The sequence below is a fragment of the Dyella sp. genome, from assembly GCF_036384435.1.
In the GTDB taxonomy this organism is placed as follows: Bacteria; Pseudomonadota; Gammaproteobacteria; order Xanthomonadales; family Rhodanobacteraceae; genus GSA-30.
Genome location: NZ_DASVMI010000005.1, coordinates 1 through 17,244, shown reverse-complemented (window position 1 = coordinate 17,244; position 17,244 = coordinate 1). Strand labels below are relative to the sequence as shown.

The 17,244-nt window shown below is 61.7% G+C and carries 16 protein-coding genes and 1 pseudogene; 7 read left to right on the top strand and 10 right to left on the bottom strand.

Annotation, left to right across the window (positions count from 1 at the left end; genetic code table 11):
• Positions 1-143 (top strand): annotated as a pseudogene (locus tag VF436_RS21640) (erythrose-4-phosphate dehydrogenase); the annotation flags it as partial.
• Between the two features lie 193 nt (positions 144-336).
• On the opposite strand, the gene tpx reads toward VF436_RS21640, so the two are convergent.
• The 6 genes from tpx to hmgA form a co-directional block, all read right to left on the bottom strand.
• Complete coding sequence (gene tpx, locus VF436_RS00425) at positions 337-837, bottom strand: thiol peroxidase (protein ID WP_330901987.1); 501 nt, start codon at positions 835-837, stop codon at positions 337-339.
• A 34-nt stretch (positions 838-871) separates the two neighbouring features.
• Entirely contained in the window at positions 872-1,879 is a 1,008-nt protein-coding gene (locus VF436_RS00420) for an NAD-dependent epimerase (RefSeq protein ID WP_330901986.1), read from the bottom strand.
• 3 nt (positions 1,880-1,882) lie between these two features.
• Positions 1,883-3,160, bottom strand: a complete 1,278-nt coding sequence (locus VF436_RS00415; RefSeq protein ID WP_330901985.1) for a nucleotide sugar dehydrogenase — start codon at positions 3,158-3,160, stop codon at positions 1,883-1,885.
• A 101-nt stretch (positions 3,161-3,261) separates the two neighbouring features.
• Positions 3,262-4,245, bottom strand: coding sequence for a fumarylacetoacetate hydrolase family protein (locus tag VF436_RS00410; protein WP_330901984.1), 984 nt, complete (start codon positions 4,243-4,245; stop codon positions 3,262-3,264).
• An 11-nt stretch (positions 4,246-4,256) separates the two neighbouring features.
• Positions 4,257-4,898, bottom strand: a complete 642-nt coding sequence (locus VF436_RS00405; RefSeq protein ID WP_330901983.1) for a lectin — start codon at positions 4,896-4,898, stop codon at positions 4,257-4,259.
• A complete protein-coding gene (gene hmgA, locus VF436_RS00400) occupies positions 4,895-6,196 on the bottom strand; it encodes a homogentisate 1,2-dioxygenase (protein ID WP_330901982.1) in 1,302 nt (433 codons plus the stop codon). Before hmgA ends, VF436_RS00405 begins: the two co-directional genes overlap by 4 nt.
• A 118-nt stretch (positions 6,197-6,314) precedes the next feature.
• Between hmgA and VF436_RS00395 the strand changes: the two genes are divergently transcribed.
• Positions 6,315-6,710 (top strand): DUF5362 domain-containing protein, encoded by a 396-nt coding sequence (locus VF436_RS00395; RefSeq protein WP_330901981.1) that lies wholly within the window; start codon positions 6,315-6,317, stop codon positions 6,708-6,710.
• Positions 6,711-6,763: 53 nt separating this feature from the next.
• Here the strand turns inward: VF436_RS00395 and hppD are convergent, their stop codons facing one another.
• Complete coding sequence (gene hppD / locus VF436_RS00390; RefSeq protein WP_330901980.1) at positions 6,764-7,861, bottom strand: 4-hydroxyphenylpyruvate dioxygenase; 1,098 nt, start codon at positions 7,859-7,861, stop codon at positions 6,764-6,766.
• Between the two features lie 115 nt (positions 7,862-7,976).
• On the opposite strand from hppD, the gene VF436_RS00385 reads away from it, so the two are divergent.
• Together VF436_RS00385 and VF436_RS00380 are read left to right on the top strand one after the other, a co-directional pair.
• Positions 7,977-8,429, top strand: coding sequence for a MarR family transcriptional regulator (locus tag VF436_RS00385; RefSeq protein WP_330901979.1), 453 nt, complete (start codon positions 7,977-7,979; stop codon positions 8,427-8,429).
• Positions 8,430-8,618: 189 nt separating this feature from the next.
• Complete coding sequence (locus VF436_RS00380; RefSeq protein ID WP_330901978.1) at positions 8,619-9,269, top strand: carbonic anhydrase; 651 nt, start codon at positions 8,619-8,621, stop codon at positions 9,267-9,269.
• Between the two features lie 45 nt (positions 9,270-9,314).
• Here the strand turns inward: VF436_RS00380 and VF436_RS00375 are convergent, their stop codons facing one another.
• Positions 9,315-10,814 (bottom strand): oligopeptide:H+ symporter, encoded by a 1,500-nt coding sequence (locus tag VF436_RS00375; RefSeq protein ID WP_330901977.1) that lies wholly within the window; start codon positions 10,812-10,814, stop codon positions 9,315-9,317.
• Between the two features lie 143 nt (positions 10,815-10,957).
• The gene (locus VF436_RS00370; RefSeq protein WP_330901975.1) at positions 10,958-11,806 is read right to left on the bottom strand and encodes a tryptophan 2,3-dioxygenase; all 849 of its coding nucleotides are present in this window, start codon (positions 11,804-11,806) and stop codon (positions 10,958-10,960) included.
• Between the two features lie 463 nt (positions 11,807-12,269).
• Between VF436_RS00370 and pdhA the strand changes: the two genes are divergently transcribed.
• The 3 genes from pdhA to VF436_RS00355 all read left to right on the top strand — a co-directional run bounded on the left by pdhA (position 12,270) and on the right by VF436_RS00355 (position 15,967).
• The gene (gene pdhA, locus VF436_RS00365) at positions 12,270-13,355 is read left to right on the top strand and encodes a pyruvate dehydrogenase (acetyl-transferring) E1 component subunit alpha (protein ID WP_330901974.1); all 1,086 of its coding nucleotides are present in this window, start codon (positions 12,270-12,272) and stop codon (positions 13,353-13,355) included.
• Positions 13,356-13,358: 3 nt separating this feature from the next.
• Entirely contained in the window at positions 13,359-14,339 is a 981-nt protein-coding gene (locus tag VF436_RS00360) for an alpha-ketoacid dehydrogenase subunit beta (protein ID WP_330901973.1), read from the top strand.
• Positions 14,340-14,575: 236 nt separating this feature from the next.
• Positions 14,576-15,967 (top strand): dihydrolipoamide acetyltransferase family protein, encoded by a 1,392-nt coding sequence (locus tag VF436_RS00355; protein ID WP_330901972.1) that lies wholly within the window; start codon positions 14,576-14,578, stop codon positions 15,965-15,967.
• A 98-nt stretch (positions 15,968-16,065) separates the two neighbouring features.
• On the opposite strand, the gene VF436_RS00350 is transcribed toward VF436_RS00355, so the two are convergent.
• On the bottom strand, positions 16,066-17,244 hold a 1,179-nt coding region (locus tag VF436_RS00350), incomplete at its 5' end, for a glycoside hydrolase (RefSeq protein ID WP_330901971.1).

Sequence of the window (17,244 nt, the reverse complement as noted above, 5' to 3'; positions counted from 1 at the left end):
ACCCGGCCTCGTCGATCTACGACTCCACCCAGACCCGCGTCATGGGCGGCACCTTGGTCAAGGTGCTGAGCTGGTACGACAACGAGTGGGGCTTCTCCAACCGCATGCTGGACATGACCCGCGCCTTGATGGCTGCCAAGTAGGCAGCGACTCTCAGTCGCGAAAAGCAATTCGCGACGTGGTCGCGGATCAAGGCTCTCGAAACCGCCAAGTCGCGACCTCGTCGCGACTTGCTTCGCGAATGAATTGGCTCCTACAACGCGAAGCGGTCTGTAACCACTCGCAGATCGGGACCCGCAAAACCGGGAGCGGTGACACCGCTCCTGCCAACTACGTTCAAGCCAGCGACTTGAGCGCGGCGGCGTAATCAGGCTCGTGCGCAATTTCGCTGACCAGCTCGCTGTGCAGCACCTTGTCGTGCTCATCCAGCACGACGACCGCGCGAGCAGCCACGCCAGCAAGCGGGCCGTCAGCAATAGCCACGCCGTAATCCTTCAAGAACTGACCGCCACGCATGGTCGACAACGTCACCACATTGGCCAATCCTTCGGCGCCGCAGAAGCGTGCCTGGGCAAACGGCAAGTCGGCGGAAATGCACAGCACGACGGTATTGTCGAGTGCGGCCGCATCCTGGTTGAAGTGGCGCACCGAGGTGGCGCACGTCGGGGTGTCGATGCTCGGGAAGATATTGAGGATCTTGCGCTTGCCGGCATAGTCGGCGAGCGACACGTCCTTGAGATCCTTGGCAACCAGGGAGAACGTCGGCGCATGATTGCCAGCTGCCGGCAGCGCGCCGTCGACATGGATGGGATTGCCCTTCAGGGTTACGGTGGCCATGGAATACCTCTATGGGATAGCGAGTGGGGAACGATCAGACGGAATAATACGCGCGATACCAGTCGACGAACTGGCGCACGCCCTCTTCCACGGAAACCTTGGGACGATAACCCACCGCCTCAATCAGCGAAGTGACATCGGCTTCGGTATCGGGCACATCGCCGGCCTGCAATGGCAGCATGTCCATCTTTGCCTTGACGCCAAGGCAATCTTCCAGCACTTCAATGTAACGCAACAATTGGACCGGCCGTTCGTTGCCAATGTTGTAGATGCGATAGGGCGCACTGCTGCTGGCCGGATCGGGCGACGCACCACTCCAGCCCGGGTCCGGTCCCGGCACCTTATCCAGCGTGCGAACCACACCCTCCACGATATCGTCGATGAAGGTGAAACTGCGCTTGTGCCTGCCGTGATTGAATACCTTGATCGATTCACCCGCCAGCATGGCGCGGGTGAACAGGAACAGCGCCATATCTGGGCGCCCCCAGGGGCCATAGACAGTGAAAAAACGTAGCCCCGTGCTGGGAATGCGATACAGATGGGCATAACTGTGCGCCATCTGCTCATTCGCCTTCTTGCTGGCCGCGTACAGCGTCAACGGATGCTCAGCCGACTGATGCTCGGAAAACGGCATCGACGTGTTGGCGCCGTAGACCGAACTGGTCGAGGCGAACACCAGGTGTTCCACGCCGTGATGGCGACAGCCCTCGATCACGTGCAAGAACCCGGTAACATTGCTGCTCACGTAGACGTGAGGGTTTTGCGCCGCGTAACGCACGCCCGCCTGCGCAGCCAGATGCACCACTCGTTGAGGCTTGTGCTGCTCGAACAAGGCTTCCATCGCGGCGCGATCGGCCAAGTCCGCATGCACATGCGTGTAACCGGCCTGCCCGTCGAAGCGAGCCAGGCGCGCCTGCTTGAGCGAAACGTCGTAGTAGTCGTTGAGGTTGTCCAGGCCAATCACCTGGTCACCTCGCGCCAGCAGCTTCATCGCTACGTGCGATCCGATAAAACCGGCCGTCCCGGTCACCAGCACTTTCATGAGTTACAGCCTCCCATCGACGGCTTCGCGCGGCAGCACGTATTTGACGTCATAGACAACCGATTCGGATTTGCCCAGGGCACGAATGCCCTGCGCGCCCATCTGCACGAACTGGCGATGCGCTACAGCGATGATGATGGCGTCGTAACTGCCTGGCTCGGGGAGATCGATCAACGGCAGCTCGTAGACGCGCAGCGCCTCGGCGTGATCGACCCATGGATCGTGCACGTCGATGCTTGCATTGTAGTCACGCAACCCTTCGATGATGTCGATGACCCGCGTATTGCGCAGATCCGGACAGTTCTCCTTGAAGGCCAGGCCCAGCACGAGAATGCGCGCCTGGACCGGATTGATCCGTCGATGCAGCATCAGGCGAATGACCTCACTGGCGATATGCGCGCCCATGCTGTCATTGGTACGCCGGCCTGCCAGGATCACATCGGGGTGGTGCCCGACCTCCTGCGCCTTGTGGGTCAGGTAATACGGATCGACGCTGATGCAATGGCCACCGACCAATCCCGGCCGGAACGGCAGGAAATTCCACTTGGTGCCGGCCGCTTCCAGCACTTCGAGCGTGTCGATCTCCAGCCGGTTGAACAGGATGGCCAGGTCGTTGATCAGGGCGATATTCAAGTCGCGCTGGGTGTTCTCGATGACCTTGGCTGCCTCGGCTACCTTGATGCTGCTGGTGCGATGGATGCCTGCCGGAATGACGCTGCCGTACAGATCCACAAGGAAATCGGCAGCGGCGGACGTGGAGCCGGAAACGACCTTGAGAATGGCGGTGACGCGATGCAGCCTGTCGCCAGGGTTGATGCGCTCGGGACTGTAGCCAACCTGGAAATCCTCGTTGAAACGCAATCCCGATACCCGTTCAAGAATCGGCACGCAGATCTCTTCCGTGCAACCTGGATATACAGTCGATTCGTAGACGACGATGTCGCCACGCTTAAGCACCTTGCCCAGGCTCTCGCTCGCGACCGTCAGCGGACCGAGGTCCGGGCGCTTGGCGTTGTCGATCGGAGTGGGCACGGTGACGATGAACACCGTGCATGAGGCGATATCGCTCAGTTCGTGCGTGTAACGCAGGCGCGAGGCCGCGGCCAGCTCCGTGGCCTCGACCTCCAGGGTACCGTCATGACCACCGCGCAAGGCCTCTACACGTTCGCGGCGGATATCGAAACCTGTCGTGTCGTAGTGCTTACCGAACTCCACGGCCAGCGGCAGGCCCACATAACCCAGGCCGATGATGGCGATCTTGGCCGTTTCCAGATGCTGCATTCCCGGGTTCCGCGGCAGATGACGCGGTAGTTTGGCATGGACGGCGCCCTGCTGCGAAGGAAGCCGTCCTAAGCCCCGCTCACCGGGAAGGCTGCATTCATTCACGCGCCGCGCACGATGTCCTGCTCGATCGCGCCAAAGATCGAAATACCTTGGGTATCGGTGACATCGATGCGGATGCGATCACCGAACTTGAGGAACGGAGTCAGCGGCGCGCCATCGCGCAGTGTTTCGACCGTGCGCTGCTCGGCCAGGCACGAGGCACCCTTGCTGGTGTCTTCATTGGCAATGGTGCCCGAACCGACGATGGTGCCGGCCGTCAACGGACGCGTCTTTGCCGCATGCGCCACCAGTTGACCGAAATCGAACTGCATGTCCACACCGCATTCGGCCTCGCCAAACCATGCTTCGTTGATCCAGGTCCGCATGGGCAGGTGCAGTTTCTCACCCTTCCAGGCATCACCCAGCTCATCGGGCGTGACGAATACCGGCGACAGCGCCGAGCGCGGCTTCGATTGCAGGAAGCCAAAACCCTTGGCCAGTTCCCCGGGAATCAATCCGCGCAGGGAAACATCGTTGACCAGGCCGACCAGCTGGATGTGCGCGGCAGCCTGTGCTGGTGTCGCCGCCATCGGTACGTCATCGGTGATCACCACGACTTCGGCTTCCAGGTCGATGCCATAGTCCTCGCTGCCAACGACCACCGGATCGCGCGGCCCAAGGAATCCGGCACTGGTAGCCTGGTACATGAGGGGATCGACGTAGAAACTTTCCGGTACCTCGGCACCACGCGCGCGACGTACGCGTTCGACGTGCGGCAGATAGGCGCTACCGTCGACGAATTCGTAGGCACGCGGCAGTGGCGCGGCCAATGCTGCCATGTCCAGCGCGAAGGACGCATCGGCCCGGCCCTCATGCAACTCGTCGGATAACGCGTTCAATCGCGGCGCGATGCTGGACCAATCGTCCAACGCGGCCTGCAACGTCATGGCGATACCCGTCGCGCGCACGGCACGGGTCAGGTCGCGGCTGACGACCACCAGGGTGCCGTCACGGCCACCTTCCTTGAGACTTGCCAGTTTCATGCGCGGGCTCCTCAGCCACAACCTTCAACGTAATCGATCTGCGGCGCGACACCGACGCGCCACGCACTGACCTTGCCATCCTTGCCGAGCGCGAACAGCAACGTGCTACCCCCGTCGCCAGGAACGCGCAGGTCAAACGCGCCCTCTTCGTACTTCTGCGGCGATTTTTGCAGGTTTGGATAGAGCGCGCGAATCTGCGTTTCACTCATGCCAACCTTGCCACCACCGGGTGCGGTTTCCTTGGCGTTAGCGACGTCGTAGCGTGCAAACTTGTCGTCTTCGAACAAAAAGCTGATGTCGCGCGGCGTGCGCTTCACCCAGATCGGATACAGCACCTTGCACGTCGAACCGGGTGCGGCCTTGCCCCCGTTGAGCTCGCCCCACGATCGGCGGAAATCAGCTTCGCTGATACCAAAGTGCAGGTCGCCGTAACCACCAAAACCAGCCTGCGCCAGCGGATCGACGGGCCTGGGTGTGGTCGCTGTCGACACCGCGGCTGCCGGAGCGGAAGCCTTGATCGCCTGCGCGTGCTGCAAGGCCGCCGTCGACGACGTAACCGCCGGCTGCTCTACCGGTGCATTGCCATGGTTGCCACAAGCACTCAAGCCCATGGCGCACAGCCATGGCAATACGCGTCGCGCTACGCCGCTCATGCGCCAGGCGCCTTGAAGTGCTTGGCGATACCTTGCCAGCATTCGTAGTAGTTGTCCTGCAATTGCGGTGCCTCAAGGGCCTGGCGCGTCGGGTGGATCACCTTGCGCGTTTCGAACATGAAAGCCATGGTGCCGGTCAGGTGATCGGGCCGGCTTACGTCGGCATTCGAGGCCTTTTCGAAGCTTTTTTCGTCAGGACCATGCCCACTCATGCAGTTGTGCAGGCTGGCGCCACCGGGAGCGAACCCGCCGGCCTTGGCGTCGTATACGCCCTCGATCAGCCCCATGAACTCACTGGCGATGTTGCGATGGAAATACGGCGGCCGGAAGGTGTGCTCGGCCACCAGCCAACGAGGCGGAAAGATCACGAAATCCATGTTGGCGGTGCCAGGCGTATCACTGGGCGAGCTGAGCACCGTAAAAATCGATGGATCGGGATGGTCCACACTGATCGAACCGACCGTGTTGAAGCGCGTCAGATCGTATTTGTATGGCGCGTAGTTGCCATGCCAGGCCACCACATCCAGCGGTGAATGATCGATGCGCGCGCTCCAGAGATTGCCCTGGAACTTGGCCACCAGTTCGAATTTGCCTTCGACATCCTCGTAGGATGCATGAGGCGTGAGGAAATCACGAGGCAGCGCCATGCTGTTGGCACCGATCGGCCCCAGGTCGGGCAGGCGCAGCAGTGCCCCGAAGTTTTCGCACACGTAACCGCGTGCGGTGTCGTCGAGCAGCTCTACCCGGAAACGCACGCCACGCGGAATGACCGCGATCTCCAGCGGCTTGACCTCCAGCACGCCCAGTTCGGTGGCAAGGCGCAAGCGCCCCTGCTGCGGCACGACCAGCAATTCGCCATCGGCGTCGTAGAAGAACCGGCCTTGCATCGAGCGGTTGGCCACGTAGACATGGATGCCGCAGCCAGCCTGTTCGGCGGCGCTGCCGTTACCGGCCAGGGTCACCAGCCCATCGAGAAAATCCGTGGACTCGGCCGGCATCGGCCATGGATCCCAACGCAACTGGTTGGGCGTGGCCGGGACTTCGTCGAAACGATTGTGGAATCGCGGATGCGCCAGGGCGGTAAACGGGTGATGCATGGCCGCCGGCCGGATTCGATAGAGCCAACTGCGCCGGTTGCTGTGCCGCGGCGCGGTGAAGGCGCTGCCAGTCAGTTGCTCGGCATACAAGCCGAACGCGACCTTCTGCGGCGAGTTCTGTCCTTCGGGCAGGACACCCGCGACGGCCTCCGTGGCGAACTCGTTGCCGAATCCCGATTGATACCGTGCCTGCTCGCTCATCGCCATTTCCTTTTGCCTTGCCACGTCACGCCTGTTCGCCGAGCCCGCCCTTTGCTGCTACTTTCGGCGGACTGCCACCAAACGGCGGTTTTCGCTATCAAGCATGAAGGGGAGAGTCATGTCGTCTCAGTTTAATCCCCCGCCGTTCGGAAACGGCGGATCGAGTGTTGCCGAACTTGCCCAACCGCTGGCCAGCGGCAAGGGCTGGATGAAATTCGTCGGCGTCATGTTCATCATCCAGGGCGCCCTGACCGCACTTACCCTGGTGGGCATCGTCATCGCCTGGCTGCCGATCTGGATTGGCGTGCTGTTGATGCAATCGTCCAATGCGATCGAACGGGCCCAGCTCAGCGGTGACGCGGCGGCACTGAAGGAATCCCTCGCCCGCCTGAAGACCTACTTCGTCATCCAGGGCGTGTTGTACCTGGTCGGGATCATCATTCTGGTGCTGTACATCCTGCTTTTCGGCGCCATGATGGCCACCGTGTTCAAGAACGGGCTGCCGACCCACTGATGTCGACCCTGGGACCGCCCGATGCCTTGGGGCAACCGGGCGGTCCCAACCGATCACAGTACGCCGCGCTTCATCTGGTCGCGCTCGATCGACTCGAACAAGGCGGTGAAGTTGCCCTCGCCGAAGCCCTCGTTGCCCTTGCGCTGGATGATCTCGAAGAAGATCGGGCCGATGTTGTTCTGCGTGAAGATCTGCAACAACTTGCGCTGCTTGGTCTCCGGATCGGCATCGATCAGGATCTTGTTCTTCGCCAGGCGCGGCACGTCTTCGCCGTGGTCGGGAATGCGCATGTCGATCACATCGAAATACGTGTCCGGCGTATCGAGGAATGCCACGCCCTGCTCACGCATGGCCTCGACCGTGTCGTAGATGTTGTCGGTAAAAAAGGCAATATGCTGGATGCCCTCGCCATTGTATGCATCGAGATATTCGTTGATCTGCGACTTCGGATCGTTCGATTCGTTGAGCGGGATGCGCACGATGCCATCGGGTGCGGTCATCGCCTTGGATACCAGGCCGGTCTTGACACCCTTGATATCGAAGTAGCGGATCTCGCGGAAGTTGAACAGGCGCTCGTAGTACTCGGACCACTGCTGCATGTTGCCGAAATACAGATTGTGCGTGAGATGGTCGATGAAGGTCAGGCCAAAACCCTTCGGATTCTGGTCGACTCCCGGCAGCGGCTCGTAGTCGGCCTCGTAGATGCTGCCCTTGTCACCATAGCGATCGACCAGGTAGAGCATGCAACCACCAATGCCCTTGACCACGGGAGCATCAACCGCGCGGGTATCGCCCTGGGCCGCATCGAACGACTCGCCGCCGTTACCCAGCACGGTCTCACGTACTTCGCCGGACGGCTTGCGAAAGCGAATGGCAAAACCGGCGGCGCAAGGGCCATGGGCCTTGGCGAATTCAGCGGCGAACGACTGCGGGTCTTCGTTGACCAGCAGGTTCACGTCGCCCTGGCGGTAAACGGTGATGGGCCGGTTTCGGTGCTTGAGCACCGCGGTGAATCCCATGGCCCGGAACAGCCGGTGCAGCTCTTCGCCACGGCCTTCGGGAGCGGCAAATTCGACGAACTCGAAGCCGTTGATCCCCATGGGATTCTCGAATGTGGTGACTTGCATGCCAAGATTGGGCTGCGCGCTCATAACATCTCCGTCTTCGGTCGGGTGCACGATGGCCGGCACGGGGGAGCATGCGACCATCCGGATAATCGGTACGTTATAGTTACATTTGAAACCATTAGCAAGGACCACTGCAACAGTGCGCGAGCCCAAGCATCCCGACCATGCACCGCTGGAACTGGAGCGGTTTCTTCCTTACCGGCTGTCGATCCTGTCCAATACGATCAGCCAGGGCATCGCCGACGATTACCAGAAGCACTACGACCTGAGCATGACCGAGTGGCGCGTGATGGCCGTGCTGGCAAGATTCCAGGGCCTTTCCGCCCGCGAGGTGGCCGAACGTACGGCCATGGACAAGGTCGCCGTCAGCCGCGCCCTGGCCCGCCTGGTGGAAGCGGGCCGGGTCAATCGCGACACCCACGATGGCGACAAGCGCCGCTCGGTGCTGGACCTGTCCGAGGAGGGCTGGAAGGTACACGACGAGGTAGCCCCCATGGCGCGGGCCCGCGAACGCGAGGTGCTGGCCCGGCTGGACGAGGAAGAACAGCACTGGCTGGGACGGATCCTCGACAAGCTGATGGGTACGCCCTGAGCGTGACGAGGGATGAGTCGCGAGGGCGCACAGATGCCCGCCCTCGCAGGACCTCATTTCGCGGATGGCCCGTCTCAAGCCCGAAGCTGGCGCCAGGCATTCGGGCTTGCGCCCTCGTTACTCGGCCTCGCCCCTGCGCGACAGGCTTGCTTCGATGGGATAATGCCTACCCCACCCCAGGAGCAACGCATGCAAGATCTCGTCGATGGCGTGAAGAAGTTCCAGCGCGATGCCTTTCCCGAGCGCTCGGCGCTATTCCGGCGACTGGCAGCCGGCCAGAACCCGCAAGCGCTTTTTATTGCCTGCTCCGACAGCCGCGTGGTGCCGGAACTGATTACCCAGTGCGAACCGGGCGAATTGTTCGTGATCCGCAACGCGGGCAATATCGTGCCACCCTACGGCCCGGAGCCGGGCGGTGTCTCGGCCTCGATCGAATTCGCCGTGGTAGCACTAGGCGTAAGTGACGTGGTGATCTGCGGTCACTCCGACTGCGGCGCCATGAAGGCCATCGCCACCGAGGCCGACCTGACCACGATGCCCGCCGTGCGTCGCTGGCTGCGCTACGCTGATACCGCCAAGGCCATCAACCGGGCGCACACCCATGCCTGTGAAGGTGACTGTGTCAGCGCCATGGTGCACGATAATGTCGTGGCCCAACTTGTAAACATCCGCACGCATCCCTGCGTGGCACTTGCCATGGAACAGGGCAGGCTTAGCTTGCATGGCTGGGTCTATGACATTGCCAGTGGCAAGGTCGATGCCTATGACGGCGCATCCAAGCGCTTCGTCTCGCTGGCCGATCATCCCAATACCTGCGCGGCACCCGGGCTGGTCGACTGAATCGACCGGGGCGATCCGCTTCACGCGGTTCGCCCCGATGTGACCTTACTTTACGCCATGCATCAGGCGCGCAATCAGCGGTGCGATCAGGAACAGCAGCACACCGGCTCCCAATAGCAGCCAGAAGCCGAACGTATAGCCTGACAGCGCGGATGCGACGGTCATGCCACCCTCTCCGCTGACATGGCCTGCAAAGATGCCTGACAGGTTGTTGCCGATGCCGGTGGACAGAAACCAGCCGCCCATACCGAAGCCGACCAGGCGCACCGGCGCCAGCTTGGTCACCATCGACAGCCCGATCGGCGACAGGCACAACTCGCCCACCGACTGGATCACGTAGACCATGAACAAAGTCCAGAACGGGATCTTGCCCTGCACGTCGACCATGTCCGACAGAGCCACCATCAGCAGCAGGAAGGCCAAGCCGTTGAAGATGAGGCCCAGGCCGAACTTGCGCGGAATGGACGGATTGGCGCGCCCCATCTTCAACCACAGCCACGCCAGCACGGGTGCAATGGTGATAATGGCCAATGAGTTGACCGACTGAAACCAGCCCACCGGGAAGGTCCAGCCGCCGATATCGCGGTCGACGATCTTGTCGGCAAGGAAGTTGAAGGAACTGCCTGCCTGCTCGAAGAACATCCAGAACAATACGTTGAAGACGAAGATCAGCAGCATGGCCAGGGCACGATCGCGCTGCGTGGGTCCTTCTCGCACCCCTTCGGTGATGATCAGCGCGCACAGAGCCAGGAACATCGGGGTCAGCACCCACCAGTTGAGCGTATCGGCCTTGATGGTCAGCAGCAGGTAGAACACCGGAATGGCGACCAGCGCGCCGACGAAGGTCATCAGTACGCGACCCAGGCCCTCGCCGCCCACCGGCGGCAGCCCGGTACCGAGCAACTGCCGGCGCCCGAACCAGAACCACACCAGGCTCAGCAACATGCCGATGCCCGAGATGATGAAGACAATCTTGTAGGTGGGCATGCTATCGGTACCGAACACCTTGTCCGACAGCCAACCGGTAAGGATGGGCGAAATCATCGCGCCCAAGTTGATACCCATGTAGAAAATGGTGAAGCCCGAGTCGCGGCGCTCGTCGCCCACCGGATACAACCGCCCGACAAGGGTGGAAATAATGGGTTTGAACAGACCGTTGCCCGCGATGATGGTCGCCAGCCCGAACTTGAATACCTGCTCATTGGGCCATGCGATCATGAACAGGCCGGCAGCCATGATGGCCGCGCCCAGCAGGATTGATCGCTGGTAGCCGATGATCCGGTCAGCCACGTAGCCACCGAAGATCGCCGCCGCGTACACCAGCGCCAGGTAGGCGCCATAGAGCTGGTTGGCCGGCTGCTCACCGGTACCGCTGCCTTGATAGAACTGCGCCACGATGTATAGCGTCAGCGCCCAGCGGATGCCGTAAAAGGCGAAGCGCTCCCAGAACTCGGTCATGAACAGCATCCACAACGGTCGTGGATGCCCCATGGTGGTGGGATAATCGGGCACGGCACCTGCCGTGGCGGTGGTCGTATCGCTCATGAACTTCCTCGGATACCGGCCGGCACACCACGTGCGGGCTCCTTCTGCCTCGAAGGTGTACCGTTTGTGAAGATGACAGTCAAATGCAGCGCAGCACCTGCCCGGCTTTTCGGCAACATCGGTACCGATGGATCAACGCTTGTCTAGCATCCCAACTCGGTGCGCACGTCAAGCAGCTCAGGAAAAAACTCCAGGTCCAGGGCTTTCCTGAGGAACGCCACACCGGAGGAACCTCCCGTGCCACGGCGATGTCCGATGATACGTTCGACCGTCTTCATATGGCGGAAACGCCAGAGCTGGAAGCTCTCCTCGATATCCACCAATTGCTCGCACATGTGATATTCCGGCCAGCAATCTTCGCGGTGTTCGTAGATGTGCTTGAACACTGGCAGCAAGCGCGCATCGCGACGGTGCGGCTGGGTGACATCACGTGCGAGCAGGTCGGCGGGCAATGCATGCCCGCGCCGCGCCAGGTAGTGCAGGAATTGGTCATACAGGCTGGGGGCTTCCAGCACGGCGCGCAGCGTAGCTTCTGCGGCCGGGTCATAGGCGAACACCTTGAGCATCTGGGCATTCTTGTTGCCAAGCATGAACTCGATCAGCCGGTATTGCAGGGATTGAAAACCCGACGAGGGCCCCAACACGTCCCGAAACTCCAGATATTCCGATGGCGTGAGCGTCTCCAGCACCGCCCACTGCTCGAACAACTGACGCTGCACCTGTTTGACGCGCGCCAGGATTTTCAGGCAGGTGTCCAGTTCGTCCCGTTGCAGGTATCCGATGGCTGCCCCGAGTTCATGAATGATCAGCTTCATCCACAATTCGGCCACCTGGTGCTGCACGATGAACAACGTCTCGTCGTGATGCGGCGGTTGGCTCAACGGCTGCTGCGCGGAAAGCAGCACATCCAGGCGCAGGTAGCCGCCATAGGTAAGCCGTCCGTCCAGGTCCAGCTCGATGCCGGCTTCGAGATCGCGTCGGTTGTCGGTCATGCGTGGGCTACAGCGGTAACGAAGGAATGCATGGTAGCTGCTCGCATGGCCGGCTCGTGCGTGACAAAAGGGATGGCCGGGAGATGGGGATGGGTCGCGAGGGCGCAAGCCCGACCGCCTCACGCCAGTGGCAAGGTTCCGAAACCGGCTTTCTTACCTTCGAGACTCCCAACAGCCTCCCTTCCTGCGCTCCCACCACCCCTCTCCGATCTCCGGGCATCGGCACCAGCGTTCGTTCTAACTCATTGTTGTGAAAGGAAACGTTCACGCGAACCCTGCGCTGCGATGCTGCACCGTACCTTGCGACGCAACATAAGAGCCTGTTATCAAAGGCGGTCTTGGGAACCCGCGCCATCCCCTCGGATGGGTTGAGCAAGGGTATCGCCTGTACGCAGCGCCTCACTGGATAGGCCGCGTCTCCCCAGCAACTTTTTCCTTACCCTACCCTTCTTGGGAGCAAGTCGTGTCCATCGCAGCCAAGTTCGAGATCGAATATCTGCAATACCTCGATGCCGAGGGCAAGCAGGTCCGTGACGATCTGCCCGAGTTCGCCAAAGACCTCAACCATATGGTCGAACTCTACAAGCTGATGCTTTCCACTCGTGTATTCGATGCCAAGTCGGTGGCCCTGCAGCGCACCGGCAAACTGGGCACGTATGCATCCTGCCTGGGTCATGAGGCAGCGCACGTGGGCATCGGCAGCGCCATGAAGCCCGAGGATGTGCTAGCCCCCAGTTATCGCGAATACGGCGCGCAGCTTTATCGCGGCGTGCAGCCCCGCGAGGTCTACATGTACTGGGGCGGCGACGAACGCGGCAACGACTACCAGAACGAGCCGGCCCGCCACGACTTCGCCTGGTCGGTGCCGATCGCCACGCAATGCCTGCATGCCGCCGGTTCGGCGCTGGCGTTCAAGATTCGCGGCGAGAAGCGCGTGGCCGTGTGCACCATCGGCGACGGCGGCTCCTCCAAGGGCGATTTCTACGGCGCCATCAATATCGCCGGCGCGCAGAACCTGCCGATGGTCGCAGTGATCGTCAACAACCAGTGGGCCATCTCCGTGCCTCGCAAGATCCAGTCCGGCGCGCCGACGCTGGCACAAAAAGGCATCGCCGCGGGCCTGTTCTCGATCCAGGTCGACGGCAATGACATTATTGCCGTACGCAAGGCGATGGAGGATGCGTTGGAGCGTGCGCGCAACGGCCACGGCGGCAGCGTGCTGGAACTGGTCACCTACCGCCTGTCCGATCACACCACCGCTGACGACGCTCGCCGTTATCGCGGCGAGCAGGAAGTGAAAGACGCTTGGGCGAAGGAACCGATGGTGCGCTTACGCAACTGGCTGGTTACCAAGGGCGCATGGGACGACGCGAAGGAAGAAGCCTGGAAGGCCGAGTGCGACGACTGGATGGACAACGAGGTCAACGCCTATCTCGAATCCAAGACCCAGCCTGTCACGGCCATGTTCGACTACACCTTTGCCGAAGTCCCCGCGGACCTGGCCAAGCAACGCGACCTCGCTCTCTCGCTCGACAAGAAGGCCCACTAAGCCATGGCACAGATCACTCTCATCGAAGCCGTTACCCAAGCGCTGGCCTATGAAATGGCGCATGACGAAAGCGTCGTGGTGCTGGGCGAAGACGTCGGCGTCAACGGTGGCGTATTTCGTGCCACCCAGGGCTTGCAGGAGAAATTCGGCGAATTGCGCGTTCTGGATACGCCGCTGGACGAAACCACGATCGCCGGCGTGACCGTGGGCATGGCCGCGCAGGGCATGAAGCCGGTCGCCGAGGCGCAGTTCGAGGGCTTCATCTACCCGATGATGGAACAGATCGCCTGCCATGCCGCGCGCCTGCGCAACCGTACGCGCGGCCGCATCACGGTACCTGCCGTGTGGCGTGCTCCCTGGGGCGGTGGCATTCGCGCGCCGGAACATCACTCCGAAGCCAACGAGCATCTATTCACCAATATTCCAGGCCTGCGCGTAGTGATGCCATCCTCGCCCGCACGCGCCTACGGCTTGCTGCTGGCTGCGATACGCGATCCGGATCCGGTCATGTTCTTCGAGCCCAAGCGCATCTATCGCCAGTACAAGGAAGAAGTACCCGATGACGGCGAAGCCTTGCCGCTGGATGTGTGCTTCGTGCTGCGCGACGGTACCGATGTCACCATCGTGACCTGGGGTGCGCAGGTGAAGGAGGCCCTTGAGGCCGCCGATGCACTGGCCGAGGAAGGCATCAGTGCCGAAGTCATCGACGTCGCCACGCTGACCCCACTGGATTTCGACACCATCGCCGAATCGGTGCACAAGACCGGCCGCTGCGTGATCGTGCACGAGGCACCCAAGACTGCCGGCTTCGGTGCCGAGATCGCCGCCCGCGTCGCCGAGGAATGCCTGTACGACCTGCTGGCCCCGGTTGAGCGCGTAACCGGCTACGACACGCACATCCCGCTGTTCCGCCTGGAAATGAAATACCTGCCGAGCACCGAGCGCGTGGTGGAGGCGGCCAAGCGAACGATGGCGGCCAGTTGAGACATCGCGACGTGTCACGGTTGAAAAGACCATGGACCCCGGCCTTGGCGGGGGTGGCATGGGGTGAAGCGACCAGCGGCATGTTTTCGAGAAAGCGTCATTTTTAGAAACGTCATCCCGGCCAAGGCCGGGACCCGGTGAAAGACGCAGTGCGAAACACACAAAACCTTTCCGCACGCGGACACACACTGGGCCAGACCCCAAGTTCATCAAGCCGTACCTAGAGAACCCAACTCATGGCCGACATCAAGACTTTCTACCTGCCCGACCTCGGCGAAGGCCTTCCCGACGCAACCATCGTCGAATGGCACGTCAAGGAAGGGGATCAGATCAAGCTCGACGCCCCCCTGGTGTCGATGGAAACGGCCAAGGCCGTGGTGGACGTCCCGTCCCCCTACACCGGCAAGGTCACCAAGCTGCATGGTGCCACCGGCGACATCATCGAAACCGGCTCCGCACTGGCCGAGTTCGAGCCGGACCCGAACGCCAAGCAGCGCGCCGAAGCCGAATCGACCGGTCACCATCATGGCCCTAAGAAGAGCGTGGGCAGTGCCGCATCCGACAACAGCAGCAAGGTCGTCGCTTCCGACGAAGGCGGCGAAATTGCCGCCGGCAAGGGCACGCCCGGTCGCGAGGACGAAGGCACCGTGGTTGGCGCGATGGTCAGCGGCAATGCCGTGCACGTTGAGCAGGTCAGCTCTGCCGGGGGCGTGAAAGCTGTTCCGGCGGTGCGCGCCCTGGCCAGGAAGCTCAAGGTCGACCTGGCCCGCGTGCGTGCCACCGGTGCTGACGGCGTCATCACCATGAAGGACGTCAAAGACGCCGCCGCCAATGGCTCGGCCCCGCTCGGCGCCGCCGCGCCCGCCACTCGCGCCGTGCATGAGGACGCCGGTCGCCATCTCGCACCGCGCCTGCCCGAACCCGAAGTCCGCGGGCCGACCTCTCTGGCCGGCAAGCCGGTACGCACGGCATCGCCAGGCGTGCAGGCCAGCGGTCAGCCCGAGCAGCTCAAAGGTGTACGTCGCAACATGGCACGTGTGATGGCCGACGCACATGCCCAGGTCGTGCCAACCACCCTGGTCGACGACGCCGACCTGCACGCCTGGATCGGCAAGCAAGACATCACTGCGCGCCTTGTCCGCGCCATCGTCGCCGCCTGCAAGGCAGTACCCGCGCTCAATGCGTGGTTCGATGGCAAGAACCTCAGTCGCACCCTTCACCGCCACGTGGATATCGGCATTGCCGTGGATACCGAGGAAGGCCTGTTCGTGCCCGCGCTTCGAAATGCCGACGTACTCGATGCCACAGGCGTACGCGCAGCCATCAAGCGGTTGCGCACCTCGGTGGAAGATCGCTCGATCCCAGCCACGGAACTATCGGGTTACACCATCAGCTTGTCGAACTTCGGTATGTTCGCCGGCCGCTATGCCACACCCGTCGTGGTGCCCCCATGCGTGGCCATCGTCGGTGCCGGCAAGCTCAGCCATGACGTGGTCGCCGTGATGGGGGGTATCGAGGTGCATCGTCGCATGCCCATTTCGCTCACCTTCGATCACCGCGCGGCAACCGGCGGCGAGGCGGCCCGTTTTCTCAAGGCCTTGCTGGACGACCTGTCGCTGCCCCAGTAAGCGATGTGTTCGCACCCGACAAAGGCGCCTTCCGGCGCCTTTGTTTTTGGGTCCCGCCTGTAGCCATCGAGAGCGCGGGGCACGCCGCACTGTAGGCCTCAAGGCGTATAACTGCTGACCGTTCCATCGGGCCTCACGGCCGTGACGCTGTGCGGTGCCAAGCGTCTCCCTTCCAACTCGCGCCAGGCACTACTGAAGTTGGCAACCAGATAAGTTCCGTCGCCAAAGCGAGTGCGTTGTAGCAGTCGATCGTCCGAAAGCCAGGCAAAATCCGTCATTGCCTGCGTCGCCAGCACACGATGCAATGGCTGGAAAAACGCATCCTGGCGCTTCATGGCCGGCAGCCGCTGGGCAAGCGTATCGGCGCTGAGGTGATATAGCGGGGGCACGTTGTAGAGCAACTGCGCAAGTTCGTTCTCGACGTGCACATTGCTCAGCTTCAGATTATCGAACGACCAATGATGCGTCGTCACGATCGAGTCGTGAAATACGGCCTGGTAAAGCGGCAGGCGATACGACGGGTCGAAATACACACTGCGGTAAAGCTCCTTTACCGGCACCTTCTTGAAGAACATCGTCGGCTGCTCGGAGGGATACCAGCCACCAAGGCAATAGACAGAACGGCATGGCTTCTTGACACCGTTGCCCATGTCCGGGTCACCCCAGCCGAACACCGGAGTCTGCATGCCATGGGCAAATAGATAACCGCTCGCGGTGGCGGCATTGCCGTCTTCCGTGCCCGCCACCAGGCGCAGAGATTCCCCGAGCCAACGCATGCTGGCGATATTGCCTTGTGCATTTTGCCGCTCGGTCATGCTTGCTTGTGGGCGATAGCTGTCGAACACCATCGATGCACCGTAGGCATCAAGAAACCAGCTATTGAAAGGCACCGCTTCATGCAATGCACGTATGCGTGCCTCCAGAACGGGGCGCACACAGCGCGGGTCGACGTAGTGTCCCGCCCCATCGAATCCGGACGTCAAAGTGGCATCCGCCTTTTCGATAGCGCAGTCGCGATAGGCTTTTTCGCCGAGATGGGCAGTCGCCCAATCCGGATTGTCACCCGTCTTCAATGCGGTCTCGTACGAATCATACGGAGCCACCAGATAGCCCGCACTCACCGCTTGTGCAACGGCTTGTGGGTGCCAGAGTCCACCTTCCCAGCCCTCACCCAATCCAACCCACAAGCGAGTCAGGCCGGCTTTCTGCAAGCTCTGGAATGTACGGGTCGAAACGCCACCGCCCCAGTCAGAGGCATCACCTTCTAGCACACTGCC

Coding starts and splice junctions, on each gene's coding strand:
- hppD (WP_330901980.1), bottom strand. CDS start 7,861: ATGAGCGCGCAGCCCAATCTTGGCATGCAAGTCACCACATTCGAGAAT.
- VF436_RS00380 (WP_330901978.1), top strand. CDS start 8,619: ATGCAAGATCTCGTCGATGGCGTGAAGAAGTTCCAGCGCGATGCCTTT.
- VF436_RS00355 (WP_330901972.1), top strand. CDS start 14,576: ATGGCCGACATCAAGACTTTCTACCTGCCCGACCTCGGCGAAGGCCTT.
- VF436_RS00395 (WP_330901981.1), top strand. CDS start 6,315: ATGTCGTCTCAGTTTAATCCCCCGCCGTTCGGAAACGGCGGATCGAGT.
- tpx (WP_330901987.1), bottom strand. CDS start 837: ATGGCCACCGTAACCCTGAAGGGCAATCCCATCCATGTCGACGGCGCG.
- VF436_RS00370 (WP_330901975.1), bottom strand. CDS start 11,806: ATGACCGACAACCGACGCGATCTCGAAGCCGGCATCGAGCTGGACCTG.
- VF436_RS00375 (WP_330901977.1), bottom strand. CDS start 10,814: ATGAGCGATACGACCACCGCCACGGCAGGTGCCGTGCCCGATTATCCC.
- hmgA (WP_330901982.1), bottom strand. CDS start 6,196: ATGAGCGAGCAGGCACGGTATCAATCGGGATTCGGCAACGAGTTCGCC.
- VF436_RS00405 (WP_330901983.1), bottom strand. CDS start 4,898: ATGAGCGGCGTAGCGCGACGCGTATTGCCATGGCTGTGCGCCATGGGC.
- VF436_RS00420 (WP_330901986.1), bottom strand. CDS start 1,879: ATGAAAGTGCTGGTGACCGGGACGGCCGGTTTTATCGGATCGCACGTA.
- VF436_RS00415 (WP_330901985.1), bottom strand. CDS start 3,160: ATGCAGCATCTGGAAACGGCCAAGATCGCCATCATCGGCCTGGGTTAT.
- VF436_RS00410 (WP_330901984.1), bottom strand. CDS start 4,245: ATGAAACTGGCAAGTCTCAAGGAAGGTGGCCGTGACGGCACCCTGGTG.
- VF436_RS00360 (WP_330901973.1), top strand. CDS start 13,359: ATGGCACAGATCACTCTCATCGAAGCCGTTACCCAAGCGCTGGCCTAT.